Origin of the sequence: Nonomuraea ceibae, from assembly GCF_019396325.1 — a bacterium.
In the GTDB taxonomy this organism is placed as follows: domain Bacteria; phylum Actinomycetota; class Actinomycetes; order Streptosporangiales; family Streptosporangiaceae; genus Nonomuraea; species Nonomuraea ceibae.
The window spans coordinates 1-15159 of sequence record NZ_JAHKRO010000174.1; the positions used below are offsets into that span (position 1 = coordinate 1).

Consider the following 15159-nt stretch of genomic DNA (forward strand, 5'->3'; position numbering starts at 1 on the left):
GCAGGCCCGGCCCGGGGCGGCCTCCGGCGACGCCGAGCCGCCGGGCGACGACGCCCGGACGGCGGCGCAGCCGCCCAAGCGCCCGCGTACGGTGCTGCTGGGGGTCGGCGCGGTGCTGGCGCTGGCGCTGAGCATCGGCCTGCCGACGGCCGACCGCTACCTGTTCTACAAGAGCGGCCAGCCGGGCGAGACCGTCCACGTGGTGCCCGCGGGCCAGGAGAAGACGTTCGAGCACGTCACGTGGAAGTCGTCGATCGAGCCGATGGAGGCCCCGCCCGGCGGCAGGCACAACACGCCCGACAAGCAGTGGCTCAAGATCGTCGTCACGCGGAAGGCGGCCGACGAGACCGGCGCGGTGCTCACCGGCGTGCCGGAGCTCACGCTGGAGGACAAGCGGGAGCGCACCTGGCGGGTGGAGATCGTGGAGAACGACCTGCCCACGGACAAGCACGAGGTCGGCGTCCCGTACTCCTACACGGCGGGCGCGGTCGTGCCGAAGGCGGTGGCCGCGGAGGTGGAGCTGCATCTCGCGCCGGACATCACCTACCGCTCCGACACCCCGGTGGACAAGCTCATGGCGATCAGCCCCGAGGACGAGGCGAAGGCCGCGCGCAACGACGTGCTGGTGTTCAGGCGGTGATGTCCTCGCCCTGCAGCCGTGCCCTGGTGGCCGCGATGTCGAAGGCCGCGGCCAGCACGCTGTAGGTCAGCACGGTCACCAGGAGCTCCTTGACGAACGTCACCGGGTAACCGGCGTAGAGCCACATGAACGGCACGTCCGACCCGACGAGCGTGCGCACCGCCCGTTCCAGGTAGTCGGCGCCCACGTGGATGCCGGTGTAGAGCAGGCACATGAGCCCGAACAGCGCGGCCCCGCCCTTGATGGTGATGCGGAAGGCGTTGACCACGGGCACCCAGCGCTCGATGAAGCCGCCGGCGACGCGGTCCACGGCCGACTGGGTGATGGTGTGCGACTTCTCCAGCCGGTCGACGCCCCGCTCCAGCTTGGTGCCGCGCAGCGCCCTGCGGGTGTCGTCCACGCTTCCGCCGAACACGAGGATGGCCACGGCCAGCCAGGTCAGCGGCACGGCGAGCGCTTCGGTGATGTGCGGCCAGACCTCGCCGAACCAGTTCCAGAACGCCTCCCAGCCGGGCACGCTCTGCTTGGCCTGCTCCCAGAAGCTCTTGGTGCCGTCGACGACGGCCCGGTGCTCGGCCCATTCGCTGCGGGCCAGCGCGATGTTGTAGAGGGCGTTCAGCGCGCAGAACACGAAGGAGAACTCGGCGAAGGCGGCGGCGATGCCGGAGTAGCGGCCGGTGCCCCGTTCGACCATCCGGCCGAACAGCAGCCGCAGCCCGAACGTCACGACCATCGCGGCGAGCGAGACCCGCCAGTCCAGGCTGACCAGCCCGAGCCCGTACGTGACCTCCTCGTTCGTGCCGTTGGCCACGTTGTTGAGTATGGGCGTGTAGAAGTTGTCGTCCAGGTTGTGGAACAGGTCCATCTGCTGGAAGTCGGCGGCGTCCTCGTAGAACAGCGACCAGGCCATGTAGATGACGGCGAAGGCGGGCGCGACCCGGTTCAGCGAGTACCAGAACTGCTCGTCCGGCTGCCCGTCCGCCCGTCTGGCCCGGGTCTCCATGAGCGCACGGCGCAGCGACAGGAACATGCCGGTGATCACCGTCATCGAGACGAGGATGATCACGGTCAGGAGCACGTAAGCGAGGATGAGCCGCGGCTGCCTGAAGCTGCCGTGCTGGACCTCGGTGGCGGCGTAGAGGAGTCCCCAGCGCAGCAGCTCGCCGACGGAGAACCACAGGATCAGAGGCAGCGCGCACCGCCCTGCGAGCCTGAGCGCGTGCAGGGGCAGCGAGAACGGCGACGGCACTCGCTGAGCCGGTTCGGGCCCAGGCCGGGGCGGTGCCATCACACCTGACGATCCGGACATCTGCTGAATCGTAGCGGTCTGCCCCAAGTGCCGCAGCAGCAACTACGGAATGCGGCCTCAGGCCCCCGCGTCCAGCCGGCGGGCCAGGTCAGCCAGCTCCGGCAGCCGCAGCACCCGGTCACCCGCGCCCGGCAGCGGCACGTGCAGCGGCTCCGTCCAGCCCGCCGGAATCGCGCCGGACCCGTACACCGCGCCCGCCAGGCCGCCCGTCACCGCGCCCACCGTGTCGGTGTCGCCGCCCACGTCCACGGCCGCCCGCAGCGCGTCCTCGAACCCCGACGTGGTGCGCACCGCCCACACCGCCGACCCCAGGCACGGCCACACCGCGCCGTTGAACTCCGTCGCCTGGTCCGGATGCCAGCCGGGCGCCAGCACCACCGCGTAGCGCTCACGGTGCTCCGCCGGCACGTGCGCGAGCGCGTCGCCGATCGCCGCGAGCGGGTCGCCGCCGTCCAGCGCCACGCGCAGCAGCTCGTGGTAGATCGCCGTGCCCGCCCACGCCGCCGGGTCGCCGTGGGTCAGCGCCGCGATGCGCCGGGCGGCGTCCATGCTCGCCTCACGGCCCTGGCGGGCGAAGTAGACCGCCGACGTGGTCGCCCGCATCAGCGACCCGTTGCCGGCGGCGCGGCGGGTGCTCTCGAAGTGGAACGCGGCCGCCAGGTCCCACGGCATGCCGTTCGTCAGCACCTGCTCGGTCTGCAGGCCGATGTCCTTCGGCTCGGCCGCCGCCCACCGCTGGAAGCGCGCGAACACGTCCGGCAGGTCCAGACCGCCGCGCTCCAGCAGCGACTCGCCCAGATGGACGGCCATCTGCGTGTCGTCGGTCGCCTCGCCCGGGCCCCAGCCGCCGCCACCGCACATCTCCCCCTGGCCGCCCGCCTTCGGGAAGCGCGCGCTGAACGCGCCCGCGGGGCCGAACTCGAACGGCGCCCCCAGCGCGTCACCCACCGCCGACCCGACAACCGCCCCGACAACCCGTTCCGTACGCTCCATCCCGGCAGCCTACGACCCGCCCCTGCCCTCCTGGGAGACACTGCCCCTTTTGAGAGGCCATGCCCTTTTACCGCCTCAGGCGGCCGGGCGGCAGGAGCGGCAGGGGCGGTAGCCGGCGGCGCGGGCCTGGGGAAGGGTGCGGAAGCCGTGCCGGTGCGCCGGGGTGATGCGCCGGGCGTTGTGGCAGGTCGGGAAGCAGACGATGCCGGTGGTGTCGCTGGCCAGGTAGAAGACGCGGGAGCCGGCCAGGGCGCGGAGCCGGCCGAGGTCGACGCCCTCGGCCGCGAGCAGGCGTTCCTTGGCCGCGGCGCCGAAGACGTACTCGCCGGTCGCGCCGTCGGAGCGGATGACGCGGTGGCACGGGACGAGCAGCGGCACCGGGTTGCCCGCCAGCGCCGTGCCCACGGCGCGGACGGCGGTGGGGCGGCCGATGCGGGCGGCGATCCAGGCGTACGGGCGGACCTCGCCGCGGGGGATCGCCCGGGCGGCCTGCACCACGTCGCGCTGGAAGGGGGTCAGGTCGCGCAGATCGAGGGCGAGCGTCGCGGCGCGGCCGGTGCGCAGGGCGGTCACGAGCCCGGCGGGCGGCCGGGCGGCAGGCAGCAGCGGCCGGGCGAAACGGTCATGGAAGGCCGCGGCGAACCCGTCGTGGTCCTCGCGCACGTACGCGATGCCCTGGTCGGTGAAGGCGACGGTCACGTCGCCGACGGGACCGGGCACGCGCACCCAGCGGGCGGCGACGCGGTCGAGCAGCCCGGCGGGGGCGTCGACGCCGAGCCCGGCCAGCCGGGCGAGGAGCGGGTCGGTGGCGTGGTGGGTCATCGGGCACCTCCCAGGGCGCGCAGGCGCTTGAGTCCGCGCGAAATGTGCGACTTGACCGTGCCCTGCGGGATCTTGAGCACGGTGGCGATCTCGGCGACGGGCAGGTCGACGACGTGCCGGAGCACGACGGCGGCACGCTGGTCGGCCGGCAGGAGGCCCAGCAGGGCGTGCAGTTCGTCGCCCGTCTCGCGGCGGACGGCGCTCTCCTCGACGCCCTCGCGCGGGTCGGGCGTCTCGATGGGCTCGTCGCGCAGGTCGGGCGGCGGCTTGCGGGAACGGGTGCGGGCGCAGTTGCGCCAGAGGTTCATCAGGATCGTCAGCAGCCAGGCGCGAGGCTGAAGCGCGGCGATGCGGTCGGAGTCGTAGCCGGTCAGCGCCCGGTACGCGCGCAGGAACGCCTCGGCGGTCAGGTCCTCGGCGTCACTCCAGGCCCCGCTGAGCCGCAGCGCGGTGGTGAAGACCACGCAGCGGTGCGCGGAGTAGAGCTCGGCGAAGCCCTCGTCGAGGTCGTCGAGCAGTGCTTTGCGCACCGGGTCGAGGCAGTCGGTCTGGCTCACGTTCAGTAGAACACCGGCGAGCGCGATTCGGTTGCACGCGCGAAGCCCGCGCCCCCGGGGAGGGGACGCGGGCTTCGCGTGACCTGGGTCAAACCGCTACGGCCAGCTCGGAGACCTCGCCCAGCCGGGCTTCCACCTGGACGTCACGGGTGACGCCGCCGCCGGCGATGATGCGCACGGTCCAGTCGCCGGGCGCCGCGAAGAAGCGGAAGACGCCCTCGTCGGACACGACGACCTCACCGGTGAACTCGCCGGAGTGGTCGAGCAGCCGCGCGTAGGCGGTGCCGGCGCCGGTCACCCGGCCCTGGATGACGGCCTGGTTGGACAGATCGATCCCGGCCGGCAGCGCGATGGTCTGCTCCGGCGCTCCGCAACCCTGTGCAGTGCTCATCAGCGGGCCTCCCCCAGCTCGATCGGAACGCCCACGAGCGAACCGTATTCGGTCCACGAACCGTCGTAGTTCTTCACGTTCGCCTGGCCGAGCAGCTCGTGCAGCACGAACCACGTGTGCGCGGAGCGCTCGCCGATGCGGCAGTAGGCGATGGTGTCCTTGCCGAAGTCGACGCCGGCGGCGCCGTAGAGGGCGCGCAGGTCGTCGTCGGACTTGAAGGTGCCGTCGTCGTTGGCCGCCTTGGACCACGGGATGTTGCGCGCGGTGGGCACGTGGCCGCCACGCTGCGCCTGCTCCTGCGGCAGGTGGGCGGGGGCGAGCAGCTTGCCGGTGAACTCGTCGGGCGAGCGCACGTCGACCAGGTTGAGCTTGCCGATCGCGGCGACGACGTCGTCACGGAAGGCGCGGATGCTGTCGTCCTGGTTGGACACCACGTAGGCGGTCTTCGCCCGCTGGGGAACGTCCTTGACCAGCTCGCGGGAGTCGAGCTCCCACTTCTTGCGCCCGCCGTCGAGCAGCTTGACCTGGTCGTGGCCGTAGAGCTTGAAGTACCAGTAGGCGTAGGCGGCGAACCAGTTGTTGTTGCCGCCGTAGAGGATGACGGTGTCGTCGTTGGCGATGCCGCGCTCGGAGAGCAGGGCTTCAAAGCCGGTCTTGTCCACGAAGTCGCGGCGGACCGGGTCCTGGAGGTCGGTCCTCCAGTCGATCTTCACGGCGCCACGGATGTGGCCCTTGTCGTAGGCGCTGGTGTCTTCGTCGACCTCGACGAGAACGACACCGGGGGTGTCGAGGTTGGCCTCGACCCAGTCGGCGTCCACCAGGACGGCGGAGCGGCTCATTGGGAAACCTCCAGTTTGGCGGCGGGCAGGAGACGGCGGGTCAGCGGATTTCTGTCGCAGCCGAGGCGCATTCCCCAGGCTGCAGTGAGGAGAGCATCCCGATGACACCCCTCGTGGGGGTGGTGATGGCAGGCGCCACGCCGGAGCACGGCAGATCGGCACGCATCAATGGGATGCTCCTGAAGGGTCGGGTGGGGGCGCGGTTGGAACGCGCGTAGACCGTCCTCAGGCAGCGCGACAGAGCGCGGTGGCGACGCGGCAGAAATCAACCGCGCGCCGCTTCGTCAGCAGCTCTGTCGATGGGTTCACAGCGACGACATTACATCGCCGTCTCGCCATCTGTCACATCTCGTCCGAGTCATGAGATGGATCGTGAGACAAAGCGCTGGCCAGCGCGTGCAGCACGTCGGCCTTGCGCGGCTGCCCGGCCGCCTTCTTCACCACTTTTCCCGCGGAATCGAGCACGAGCACCGTCGGCGTCGCCGTCACGCCGATCCGCCGCACCAGGTCCAGCCGCGACTCGGCGTCGATCTCCACGTGGGCGACGCCGGGCACCAGGGCGCTCACGTCGCTCAGCACCCGGCGGGTGGCCCGGCACGGCTGGCAGAACGCGGTGGAGAACTGGACGAGCGTCGCCCGCTCCCCCAGCGCCGCGCCCAGCTCGGTCTCGTTCAGCAGCACGTCCGGTGCAACCAGCGCGGGCCTCCGGTCAATTCCTCGGCACGGCGCTCACGTACAGGTCGCCCTTGATGCCGACGACGTCGAGCCGGGCGATCTGATCCAGCGGGATGCGCGTGCGCACGGAGAACTGCGGCGCGGAGCCGGTCCAGGACCCGGCGGTTTCGCGCCCGCCGTCACGGCCGCGGACCACGATGCGGCCCTCCGCGTCCGGCGGCAGGCCGGTGACCACGACGTGGAGCTCGGCGCCGTCCTCGGCGGGCTGCGCCCGCACGGTGACGTCGCGGCCCTGCCGCGCGCCGGCGAACTCGCGCTCCTCCGCCGATTCCATGAAGAGCGACGGCGCCTCGGACTCGCGCGCCGACGGGGTCGCCTTCGCGCGCTCGCTGGACGACGGGAGCGGCTCCGCCTGGTCGAGCTCGGTGGACGACGGCAGCGGCATCGCGCGCTCGGGCCTGCCCGTCGACGGGAGCGGCATCGCCTGGTCGGCCGCCTCCTCGCTCGTCAGAGGCTGGTTCACCGTCGACTGCGCGGCGGGCGCCGAGGCGGCCTGTTCCGTGGCGCCGCCCTGCTGGGTGACGCCCCACACCGTGCCGCCCACGACGAGCGCCGCGGCCGCCGCGGCGACGACGGTCAGCCGCCTGCCGCGCCGGTGACGCCTGGCGCGGTCGTCGAGCAGCCGGTCCAGCACCGCCCGGGGCGGGCTGGCGACCAGCTCCACGTCACGTTCCGACACCTTGCCCAGGAAGCCGGCGACCCCCTCCAGGTCCAGCAGCTCGGCCCCGCACGCCTCGCACGTGGCCAGATGGGTGTCGATCTCCTCGGCCTCGTCCGGCTCCAGCGCGCCCAGCGCGTGCGCGCCGAGCGACAGCCGCACCTCCTCGCACGTCATCACGGCGCCAGCCCCCGCTCCTCCAGGGCGAGCTTGAGCGCCCGCAGCGCGTAATAGGTGCGCGACTTGACGGTGCCCGGCGGGATCCCGAGCTTCGCCGACGCCTCCTTCACCGATCTCCCCCGGTAGTAGACCTCCAGCAGCACGTCCTTGTGCTCGGGCCGCAGCTCGGCCAGCGCCTCGGCCACGGCCCACGACTCGACGGCGCGCTCCAGGTCGTCGTCCGCCGGCAGCACCGCCAGCGCCTCGTCGCCGATCTCCGGCGGGCGCGCCTTGCGGGCCCGGTGCTGGTCGACGACGAGGTTGCGGGCCACGGTGAACAGCCAGGCCCTGATCGGCCGGTCGGCGAGCGCGTCAGGATGCCGCCATGCCCGCAGCAGCGTCTCCTGCACCACGTCCTCCGCCCGTCCCGAATCGCCCGTCAGCCGCAGCACGTATCCGTACAGTGGCCCTGCGTGCTCGTCGAACAGGCTTCTCACAAGCTCCTCGTCGGCGGTGCCAGCTGGACTCACACCCTCTTCACGTACGGGGCGCCGGACCGGTTCAGCGTCGTCCACGGAATCATCCACGCAGCGGCACGTCGGTCCCCTCGGCGGAGATCTGCAGCCCGCCGGCCACGCTCTTCACCTCGGTGACCTTGACGTCGAAGGGCAGCTTGCCCTTGAACGGGACCGTGTAGTTGACCAGCCGGGCGAGCTGGTCGGGCACGCCCTCGATCTTCTCGGCCTGGAGCCGGATGCCGCCGTCGGCGAGCTCGGCCCGCATCTCGGCGGTGAACTTCACCTTCTGCGCCCCCACCATCAGCTCGCCGGAGGCGACGAACCTGTCGCCCTTGCCGCTGACCTTGACGCCCTGCGGGGCGAAGCGGTCGATCGTGGCGCTGGACACGGTGCCGGTGACGGCCAGGCGCCCGGCCCGGATGTCGGCCCGGTTCTGGATGACGTCGGTCAGCGGGGCGGTCACGTCGTAGGCGGCGCCCTTGAGGTTCTCGATCGGCACGCCGCCGTAGCTGAGCGTGCCGAGGTCGAAGCGCACCTCCGGGTAGTGGCCCGAGATCGCCTGGGTGAGGAAGGGGATGCCCTCGATGGTGACCTCGGGGGTGCCGGTGACGTCGGTGGCGGCGGCGATGCGGTTGGCCAGGTCGCGCTGCACGCCCGCGACCGCGACCCGGTCGAGGACGACCAGGAGGACGATCAGCAGCATCAGGAAAACGAGCAGCTTGCGCATCGGGCTCCCTGTCTCACGCGGGGGGTCATGAGCTTATCGACTGATTCCCCGCCAAAACGCGCCATCACCCACCGGCGAACGGCGGCAACACCTCGACGGTCACGCCGTCGCCGAGAGGCACCTCGTCATGCGGCCTCTTACCGACGGGAGAACCATCGATCAAGAATGACGACCTGCTCACGATCCGAGCGAGTTCGGCGCGGTTTTCTGTGATTTTCGTCATGAGTTCGCCAAGCGTGGCGGCCTCGAACGTTTCTTCCGCCACCCCGGCCGCCTGCTTCGCCGCCGCCCAATAACGCACTTTTCCCAAGGCCATCAGTACCTCACCGTAGATTCTCCACCATTGTGCACGTTCGTTAACACGGATGTTTCATGAGAGCCGTTGTTCACCCCCTGGACGCGCAATGTCCGCGACAAAGCCGTGGGATATCCTCGCCTACGGGACCTGGGCGACGTAGCCCCCGGGTCCCTGCGCGTTTAGGAGGCCGAGATGAGCAACCTGCTCCTGCTGACCAACGCCCTCGAACCGTCGTCCGAGGTGCTGCCGGCGCTCGGGTTGCTGCTCCACTCGGTCCGCGTCGCGCCCGCCGAGGCGTCCGCGCTCATCGACGCCCCGCCGTCCGACGCCGTGCTCGTCGACGCCCGCAAGGAGCTCGTGCAGGCCAAGAGCCTGTGCCGGCTGATCCGCACCACCGGGATCGACTGCCCGCTGCTGGTGATCGTCACCGAGGGCGGGCTGGCCGCGATGACCGCCGAGTGGGGCGTGGACGACGTGCTGCTCGACAGCGCCGGGCCGGCCGAGGTGGAGGCGCGGCTGCGGATGGCCGTGGGCCGCATGTCGCAGGGGTCGGCCGAGGAGGTGCCCGACGAGATCCGCAGCGGCGACCTGTCGATCGACGAGGCCACCTACACGGCCCGGCTGCGCGGCCGGGTGCTCGACCTCACGTTCAAGGAGTTCGAGCTGCTCAAATACCTGGCGCAGCACCCCGGCCGGGTGTTCACCAGGGCGCAGCTCCTCCAGGAGGTCTGGGGCTACGACTACTTCGGCGGCACCCGCACGGTCGACGTGCACGTGCGGCGGCTGCGGGCCAAGCTCGGCACCGAGTACGAGTCGCTGATCGGCACCGTGCGCAACGTGGGTTACCGCTTCGTTCCCGATCGGGCCGATTCCGCGCACGTATGAACCGTTGACACTTGCCTTGATCGGAGTTCAACTGATCTGACAAGTGTCGAGTCGTGGACGCCGCCGTCCCGGGGAATGGTGGTGGCGGTGAGCCCTTTCCGGTCGCTGGCCGACGAGAAGGCCCGGATCTACCGGCGCAACGAGCACATCTGCTCGCCGCTGCGCCCGGCCAGCCGGGTGCACCTGATCGACTACGGCTTCGCCCGCGAATACCTGCCGGGCGGCGACCGCGAGGTCATCCACGACCTGCGCTCCGCCGGTGACCTCGTGGGCGAGCTGGCGTTCTGGAGTCCCGGCGAGCGGGTCAGGATCGACGCGCTGACCGAGGTGCGGGCCTGGCCGATCGACCTGCGGCGGCTGCGCGAGCACGTGGCGGCCAGCAGCGCGGCGGCGACGGCGCTGGTGCAGGAGCTGTTCGCGCGCAACGTGGCCGCCCGCCGGCACGAGGCGCTGGCGCGGGCGCCCGTCGCCGCCCGGCTGGCCGTGTGGCTCTTACAGCTCGACGAGCGTTACGGGCTGGCCTCCGAGGCGGCGCCGCCGCTGTCCATGGAGACGCTGGCCGACCTGGTCGGCAGCTCCGCCGACGTGGTGCAGCGGCAGCTCGCCGACTGGGCGCGGCGCGGCTGGCTGGTGCGGCCCGGCTACCGGAAGCTGGTGATCGCCGACCCGGTCGCGCTGCGGGCCGCCGCCGGGAGCTGGGAGCACCTGGCCGAGCCGTGGACGGGCCGGGTGACGCCGTTCCTGGCCAAGCCGGACGCGCCGCTCGTCGCCGGCGAGGTGCCCCGGCCGGCGCAGCTCCCCGCCGACGTGCCCGACTTCACCGGCCGCCAGCAGAGCCTCGACCTGCTCACCTCCTGGCTGGAGCGGCCCCGCCGGACGAACACGCTGGTGGTCCAGGGGCTGCCCGGCGTCGGCAAGACCGCGCTGGTCACGCACTGGGCCCACCTGCACGCCGGCCGGTTCCCCGACGGGCAGATCGTCATCGACCTGCGCGGCCAGTCGCCCAGCCAGCCGCCGATGAACCCGGCCGAGGCGCTGGGCCAGATCCTGCGCTCGCTCGGCGTCGGCGAGCACATGCCCGCCTCCGACGAGGCCGAGCTGATGCTGCTCTACCGCAGCAGGCTGGCCGGGCGCCGGCTGCTGCTCATCCTGGACAACGCCGCCGACCCGGCCCAGGTGCGCGCGCTGCTGCCGGGCAGCAAGGACTGCGTGGTGCTGGTGACCAGCAGGACCAGGATGGGGCCGCTGCGCGCCACCGGGCACGCCGACCTGATGGACGTGCCCGTGCTCGACCCGGGCAACGCGGTGGCGCTGCTGGTGGCGGTGCTGGGCGAGGAGTCGCCGCGCGCCGCCGACCGCGACGGGCTGGCCGAGCTGGCCCGCGTGTGCTCCTACCACCCGTTCGCGCTGCGCATCTCCGCCGCCAAGCTGGCCGAGAACCCGGAGCTCAGCGTCGCCTCCCGGGTGCGCGAGCTGCGCCGGCCCGACCTGCGGCCGACGTTCTCGGGCGACCCGGAGGAGGCGTTCCGCTCGGCGCTCGACCTGGCGTACGAGTCGCTGGATCCGGCGCAGCGGCGGGCCTTCCGGCACGTCGGGCTGCTGCCGGGCGGGGCGTTCACGCCTGAGGTGCTGGCCGCGACGCTCGGCGTGCCGGTGAGCGAGGCGGTGACGGCGCTGGCGGGGCTGCACCGGGCGTATCTGGTCGAGCCGCTGCCCGGGGCCCGCTACCGGGTGCACGACCTGGTCAAGGGGCTGGCCAGGGAGCTGGGCAGGCACGCCGAGGCGGGCGTGCGCGAGGCGAGGGTGCGGCTGCTGGACCACTACCTGGCCAAGGCGGCCGATCCGGCGACGCCGGGCGAGTGGTTCGAGGCCGAGCGCCGGGCGCTGGTCTCGGTGACGCGGCTGGCGGAGGAGACCGGCGCGCACGGCATCGCCTGGCGGCTGGCCGAGGCGGTGTTCGAGCCGTTCAGGCGATTGCGCTACTACGAGAACAACCTGGAGATCCAGCAGGCCGGGCTCGACTGCGCGCGGCAGGTGGGCAACCGCCGGGCGATCGCGGTCATGCGCAGCCATCTGGGCTCGATCCACCGCGCCATCGGGCCCTCCACGCGCGCCGCCCGCTACATCGGCGAGGCGCTGGCCGACTTCGACCTGCTCGGCGACCGGGAGGGCCGGGCCAGGGCGCTGAACGACCTGGCCGAGGTGCACGGCATCGCGGGCAACGGCGAGGAGGCGCTGAAGTGCGCGGGCGAGGCGCTGGAGCTCTACCGGGAGATCGGCGACCTGACCGGGGTGGCCGACAGCCTGCACACGCTGTCGCGGCTGCACCTGTCGCAGAACCGGCACGAGCTGGCCCTGGACCACGCCGGGCAGGCGCTGGAGGTGCGCGAGGAGCTGGGCGACCGCCGGGGCACCGCGCAGAGCCTGATCATCCTTGCCCGGGTGCAGCAGAGCCTCGGCGAGCCGAACGCCGCGCTGTCGGAGGGGCTGGAGGCGCTGTCCGTCTGCCATGAGCTGGGCGACGAGCACGCCGAGGCGGAGACGCTGCTCTGCCTGGCCGATGTGTACGACGCGCTGCGGCTGCCGCAGGACGCCCAGCGTGACGCGGAGCGGGCGCTGGCCGGCTACACGGCCACGGGCGACCAGCACGGCTACGGCCGGGCGCTGTGCACACTGGGCCGCATCGCGCGCAACGGCTCCCGCTACGACGAGGCGCTCGACCGGTACGAGCAGGCGCTGGCCGTACAGGTGGAGCTGCACCACGAGCAGGGCCGGGCCGAGACGCTGGGGGACATCGGGCTGGTGCACTGGCGGCTCGCCGACTACCTGCGCGCCGACGACTACCTGAGCCAGGCGCTGGCGATCAGCCGGGTGATCAGCGACCTGCCGGCCGAGGCGCGGATGCTGAACCGGCTGGCGCGGGTGCGGCGGCGGCAGGGGCAGCCGCAGGTGGGGTTCGTGTACGCGCTGGAGGCGCTGGACATCGTGCAGGGGCTGGGCAACCGGCGGGCCGAGGCGGACGTGCAGGAGACGCTGGCGTACACGTACCTGTCGCTGGACCGGCACCGGGACGCGCTGCGGGCGGCGCTGGCGTCGCTGGCGATCCGGGAGGAGGTCCGCGACGACCGGGCCAGCGCGCTGCTGTCGGTGGCGCAGGCGCTGCACACGGCGGGCCGGCCAGCGGCGGCGCTGGAGTACGCGGCGCGGACGGTGGAGCTGCAGCACGAGACGGGCACGCGGGACCGGTGGGCGGCGGCGCTCACCACGCTGGCGATGATCCTGCTCGACCTGGACCGGCCGGAGGAGGCGCGGGCGTACGCCGAGCAGGCGAGGGACGTGCACCGGGGCTGCGGGACGCGGCGTGACCTGGGGTGCGCGCTGCGGGCGCTGGGGCTGATCGCGCGGCGGCAGGGTGACGCGGTGGCGGCGGCGGAGCTGCTGGGCGAGGCGGTGCGGACGCTGGAGGAGGTGGGTGACGTGTTCGAGGCGCGGAAGGCCGCCGCAGAACTCCGCGAAATGTCGTGATTTTTTGGGCCTTAGGTCGCAGATCTTGGCCCGGGTTCCCCCGTTAGCTGGTCTCACCAGCTACTCCAAGCGGAGGTGATCCGGATGCTCAAGAACCATCTGCGTCAAGACCTTCAGTGGCTCAGGCGACAGGCGCGCAAGGACAGGCGGATCACGCTGACCGTGCTCGCCATGGTGTCGATGGCCTGGGGGCGCCAGCTCGTCCCCGGGGCCGCGCCGCCCGCCTCCGCGCCGCTGCTCGCACTCTCCGCCGGCCTGCTCGCCTTCTCGGCGGCCGGCTGGCTGGTGGCCGCGTTCTTCGTGGCCAGGGCCGGGCGGCGGCGCGGGCGCGAGCCCGTCGCGGCGCTGCGCTGGGCGGGGCGGATCTCCCGGGCCAAGGAGTGGGCGTTCGGCTCGCTCGCCGCCTACGTGGCCTGGCACGTGCTGCAGTTCGTGACCGCGCTGCTGCTCGCCTGAGTCACTTGCAGTCCGGCGGGAACGCGGCCCGGTGCGGCCCGTGGTCGGGGTCGAGCTCGTGCCTGATCCCGCGGCAGGCGTCGAGCATCGCCCCGTACAGCGACCACAGGCCGACGTGCTCGGTGTCCTTGAAGGTGTCGGCGACGGCGCGGTCCTCCTGCTCGCCGTCGCGCAACGCCTGGCGCAGGGCGGCGAGGTCCTCCTCGGTGCCGCAGCCGACCTGAAGGCCGCCGAACGCGGAGAAGGCGCGCGAGATGGCCTCCAGCTCGTCGCCCAGCGCCACCGGCAGCAGCGCCGCGTCCACGTCCGGCAGCCCGCGCGCGCCCACGACCAGGTCGTTGAGCGCCCTGGCGATGCCGCGCAACTGCTGGCAGGCGTGGTCCAGGGCGGTCATGGCCTCGGCGACCTGGTCCAGCCGCTCCTCGTAGCGGCGGGGCCGCACGCTCAGCCGTACGGACTCGACGGCCTGCTCGGCGACCTCCTCGCTGTCGTCGAGGTCGCGGGCCAGCTCCCGGGAACGGTCCAGCCACTCGCGCGACTCGTTCTCCCCCCACCGGCCGTACAGGCCCTCGGCGATGTCGCGGGCCAGCTCCGCCAGATCGGCCGAGCGCGCGGCCAGGTCCTTCTGCGCCTCCTCGATGTAGCGCGGCGGCAGCACGAGCAGGTTGGCGCCGATCCCGACGCCGACGCCGAGCAGCAGGTCGGCCAGCCGGTACATGCTGTAGGTGCTGCCCAGCGCGAACACGAGCAGCGCGGTGATCGGGATCTGCACGTTCTGGTTGGGCAGGTTGAGCAGCCGGGTCAGCACCAGCCCGGCGGCCACCAGCAGGCCCAGCGTGACCGCGTTCGCGCCGATGAACATGATCAGCGCGATCGCCGCCGTCACCCCCACCACGACCGCGCCGATCTGCTGGGCCCCCCGCACGACCGTGCTGTAGGCGGTCACGGACACCGTGGCGAGGACGCCGATCGGGGCCAGCACCGGCATCGGCGTCTTCATCACCACGGCCGCCAGCCACCAGGCCACCATGCAGGCGACCGTCACCTTGACCGTCTGGGCCAGGGACTCCCGCTCGGTGCGCAGCCAGTCGCCGAGCCCCAGCCGCCGCGCCTGCTCCAGCACGATCCTGCCGTGCCGGGAGATGCGCTCCAGCGGCGGCAGGCTCCTGCCCCGTCTGCGCGATTCCTCCTCCACACCCGGGTCCTACCCAGCATCACAGTGGGTAGGAGCCTGGTGACTGGAGGTGTCACAGGTGGATGTCGAAATATCGGGGCAGCTCGTGGTGCCCGAACACGCCCTCGGCGTGGTGGTGTTCGCGCACGGCAGCGGCAGCAGCAGCCTGAGCCCGCGCAACCGCTTCGTCGCGGACGCGCTCAACGAGGCGGGGCTGGGCACGCTGCTGTTCGACCTGCTCACGCCGGAGGAGGAGGCCGACCGGGGCAACGTGTTCGACATCGAGCTGCTGGCCGGGCGGCTGCTCGCGGCGACCGCCCTGGTGCGCGAGGACCCGGGCGCGACCGGGCTGCCGGTCGGCTACTTCGGGGCCAGCACCGGCGCCGGGGCCGCCCTGTGGGCGGCCGCCGAACCGGACAACATCGTCGCCGCCGTCGTCTCCCGCGGCGGCCGTCCCCCCCCCCCCCGGGCGC

18 protein-coding genes are annotated in these 15159 nt (G+C 72.5%); 5 read left to right on the forward strand and 13 right to left on the reverse strand.

Annotation, left to right across the window (positions count from 1 at the left end; translation table 11 throughout):
* Window positions 1-640 (forward strand): hypothetical protein (locus KME80_RS47005; RefSeq protein ID WP_219518539.1); only part of this gene is annotated, 640 nt, incomplete at its 5' end.
* On the opposite strand, the gene KME80_RS47010 is transcribed toward KME80_RS47005, so the two are convergent.
* The 12 genes from KME80_RS47010 to KME80_RS47060 all read right to left on the reverse strand — a co-directional run bounded on the left by KME80_RS47010 (window position 630) and on the right by KME80_RS47060 (window position 8664).
* Window positions 630-1889 carry a hypothetical protein gene (locus KME80_RS47010; RefSeq protein ID WP_219518541.1) on the reverse strand — a complete coding sequence of 420 codons (1260 nt, stop codon included), beginning with the start codon at window positions 1887-1889 and terminating at the stop codon, window positions 630-632. The genes KME80_RS47005 and KME80_RS47010 overlap by 11 nt on opposite strands.
* A 117-nt stretch (window positions 1890-2006) precedes the next feature.
* Window positions 2007-2942 carry an ADP-ribosylglycohydrolase family protein gene (locus KME80_RS47015; RefSeq protein ID WP_219518545.1) on the reverse strand — a complete coding sequence of 312 codons (936 nt, stop codon included), beginning with the start codon at window positions 2940-2942 and terminating at the stop codon, window positions 2007-2009.
* 75 nt (window positions 2943-3017) lie between these two features.
* Window positions 3018-3764, reverse strand: coding sequence for a methylated-DNA--[protein]-cysteine S-methyltransferase (locus KME80_RS47020; protein WP_219518547.1), 747 nt, complete (start codon window positions 3762-3764; stop codon window positions 3018-3020).
* Entirely contained in the window at window positions 3761-4321 is a 561-nt protein-coding gene (locus tag KME80_RS47025) for an RNA polymerase sigma factor (protein WP_308126233.1), read from the reverse strand. The genes KME80_RS47020 and KME80_RS47025 overlap by 4 nt, the downstream gene beginning before the upstream one ends.
* A gap of 88 nt (window positions 4322-4409) precedes the next feature.
* Window positions 4410-4712 carry a DUF1416 domain-containing protein gene (locus KME80_RS47030; RefSeq protein WP_219518549.1) on the reverse strand — a complete coding sequence of 101 codons (303 nt, stop codon included), beginning with the start codon at window positions 4710-4712 and terminating at the stop codon, window positions 4410-4412.
* Complete coding sequence (locus KME80_RS47035) at window positions 4712-5551, reverse strand: sulfurtransferase (RefSeq protein WP_219518553.1); 840 nt, start codon at window positions 5549-5551, stop codon at window positions 4712-4714. Before KME80_RS47035 ends, KME80_RS47030 begins: the two co-directional genes overlap by 1 nt.
* A gap of 225 nt (window positions 5552-5776) precedes the next feature.
* A complete protein-coding gene (locus KME80_RS53500; RefSeq protein WP_357584367.1) occupies window positions 5777-5890 on the reverse strand; it encodes a putative leader peptide in 114 nt (37 codons plus the stop codon).
* A 3-nt stretch (window positions 5891-5893) separates the two neighbouring features.
* A complete protein-coding gene (locus KME80_RS47040; protein ID WP_246646931.1) occupies window positions 5894-6226 on the reverse strand; it encodes a TlpA family protein disulfide reductase in 333 nt (110 codons plus the stop codon).
* A gap of 34 nt (window positions 6227-6260) precedes the next feature.
* Complete coding sequence (locus KME80_RS47045; protein WP_246646933.1) at window positions 6261-7121, reverse strand: anti-sigma factor family protein; 861 nt, start codon at window positions 7119-7121, stop codon at window positions 6261-6263.
* Entirely contained in the window at window positions 7121-7633 is a 513-nt protein-coding gene (locus KME80_RS47050) for a sigma-70 family RNA polymerase sigma factor (protein WP_219518558.1), read from the reverse strand. The genes KME80_RS47045 and KME80_RS47050 overlap by 1 nt, the downstream gene beginning before the upstream one ends.
* A 49-nt stretch (window positions 7634-7682) precedes the next feature.
* A complete protein-coding gene (locus tag KME80_RS47055; protein WP_219518561.1) occupies window positions 7683-8348 on the reverse strand; it encodes an LmeA family phospholipid-binding protein in 666 nt (221 codons plus the stop codon).
* Window positions 8349-8412: 64 nt separating this feature from the next.
* On the reverse strand, window positions 8413-8664 hold the full coding sequence (locus KME80_RS47060) for a MoaD/ThiS family protein (protein WP_219518564.1): 252 nt from the start codon (window positions 8662-8664) through the stop codon (window positions 8413-8415).
* A 174-nt stretch (window positions 8665-8838) separates the two neighbouring features.
* Between KME80_RS47060 and KME80_RS47065 the strand changes: the two genes are divergently transcribed.
* The 3 genes from KME80_RS47065 (at window position 8839) to KME80_RS47075 (ending at window position 13512) form a co-directional block, all read left to right on the forward strand.
* A complete protein-coding gene (locus KME80_RS47065) occupies window positions 8839-9531 on the forward strand; it encodes a response regulator transcription factor (protein WP_219518567.1) in 693 nt (230 codons plus the stop codon).
* A gap of 87 nt (window positions 9532-9618) precedes the next feature.
* Window positions 9619-13056 (forward strand): tetratricopeptide repeat protein, encoded by a 3438-nt coding sequence (locus KME80_RS47070; RefSeq protein WP_219518570.1) that lies wholly within the window; start codon window positions 9619-9621, stop codon window positions 13054-13056.
* A gap of 84 nt (window positions 13057-13140) precedes the next feature.
* Window positions 13141-13512, forward strand: a complete 372-nt coding sequence (locus KME80_RS47075; RefSeq protein ID WP_219518574.1) for a hypothetical protein — start codon at window positions 13141-13143, stop codon at window positions 13510-13512.
* A 1-nt stretch (window position 13513) separates the two neighbouring features.
* Here KME80_RS47075 and KME80_RS47080 read toward each other — a convergent pair whose 3' ends face one another.
* Entirely contained in the window at window positions 13514-14707 is a 1194-nt protein-coding gene (locus KME80_RS47080) for an FUSC family protein (RefSeq protein ID WP_219518577.1), read from the reverse strand.
* 58 nt (window positions 14708-14765) lie between these two features.
* On the opposite strand from KME80_RS47080, the gene KME80_RS47085 reads away from it, so the two are divergent.
* Window positions 14766-15159: dienelactone hydrolase family protein (locus tag KME80_RS47085; RefSeq protein ID WP_372455456.1), on the forward strand; the 394-nt coding region annotated here is incomplete at its 3' end.

What these genes read in the sequence shown, in the direction of transcription:
- KME80_RS47015 (WP_219518545.1), bottom strand. Translation starts at nt 2,942, where the DNA reads ATGGAGCGTACGGAACGGGTTGTCGGGGCGGTTGTCGGGTCGGCGGTG.
- KME80_RS47020 (WP_219518547.1), bottom strand. Translation starts at nt 3,764, where the DNA reads ATGACCCACCACGCCACCGACCCGCTCCTCGCCCGGCTGGCCGGGCTC.
- KME80_RS47030 (WP_219518549.1), bottom strand. Translation starts at nt 4,712, where the DNA reads ATGAGCACTGCACAGGGTTGCGGAGCGCCGGAGCAGACCATCGCGCTG.
- KME80_RS47035 (WP_219518553.1), bottom strand. Translation starts at nt 5,551, where the DNA reads ATGAGCCGCTCCGCCGTCCTGGTGGACGCCGACTGGGTCGAGGCCAAC.
- KME80_RS53500 (WP_357584367.1), bottom strand. Translation starts at nt 5,890, where the DNA reads ATGGCGAGACGGCGATGTAATGTCGTCGCTGTGAACCCATCGACAGAG.
- KME80_RS47045 (WP_246646933.1), bottom strand. Translation starts at nt 7,121, where the DNA reads ATGACGTGCGAGGAGGTGCGGCTGTCGCTCGGCGCGCACGCGCTGGGC.
- KME80_RS47055 (WP_219518561.1), bottom strand. Translation starts at nt 8,348, where the DNA reads ATGCGCAAGCTGCTCGTTTTCCTGATGCTGCTGATCGTCCTCCTGGTC.
- KME80_RS47060 (WP_219518564.1), bottom strand. Translation starts at nt 8,664, where the DNA reads ATGGCCTTGGGAAAAGTGCGTTATTGGGCGGCGGCGAAGCAGGCGGCC.
- KME80_RS47065 (WP_219518567.1), top strand. Translation starts at nt 8,839, where the DNA reads ATGAGCAACCTGCTCCTGCTGACCAACGCCCTCGAACCGTCGTCCGAG.
- KME80_RS47075 (WP_219518574.1), top strand. Translation starts at nt 13,141, where the DNA reads ATGCTCAAGAACCATCTGCGTCAAGACCTTCAGTGGCTCAGGCGACAG.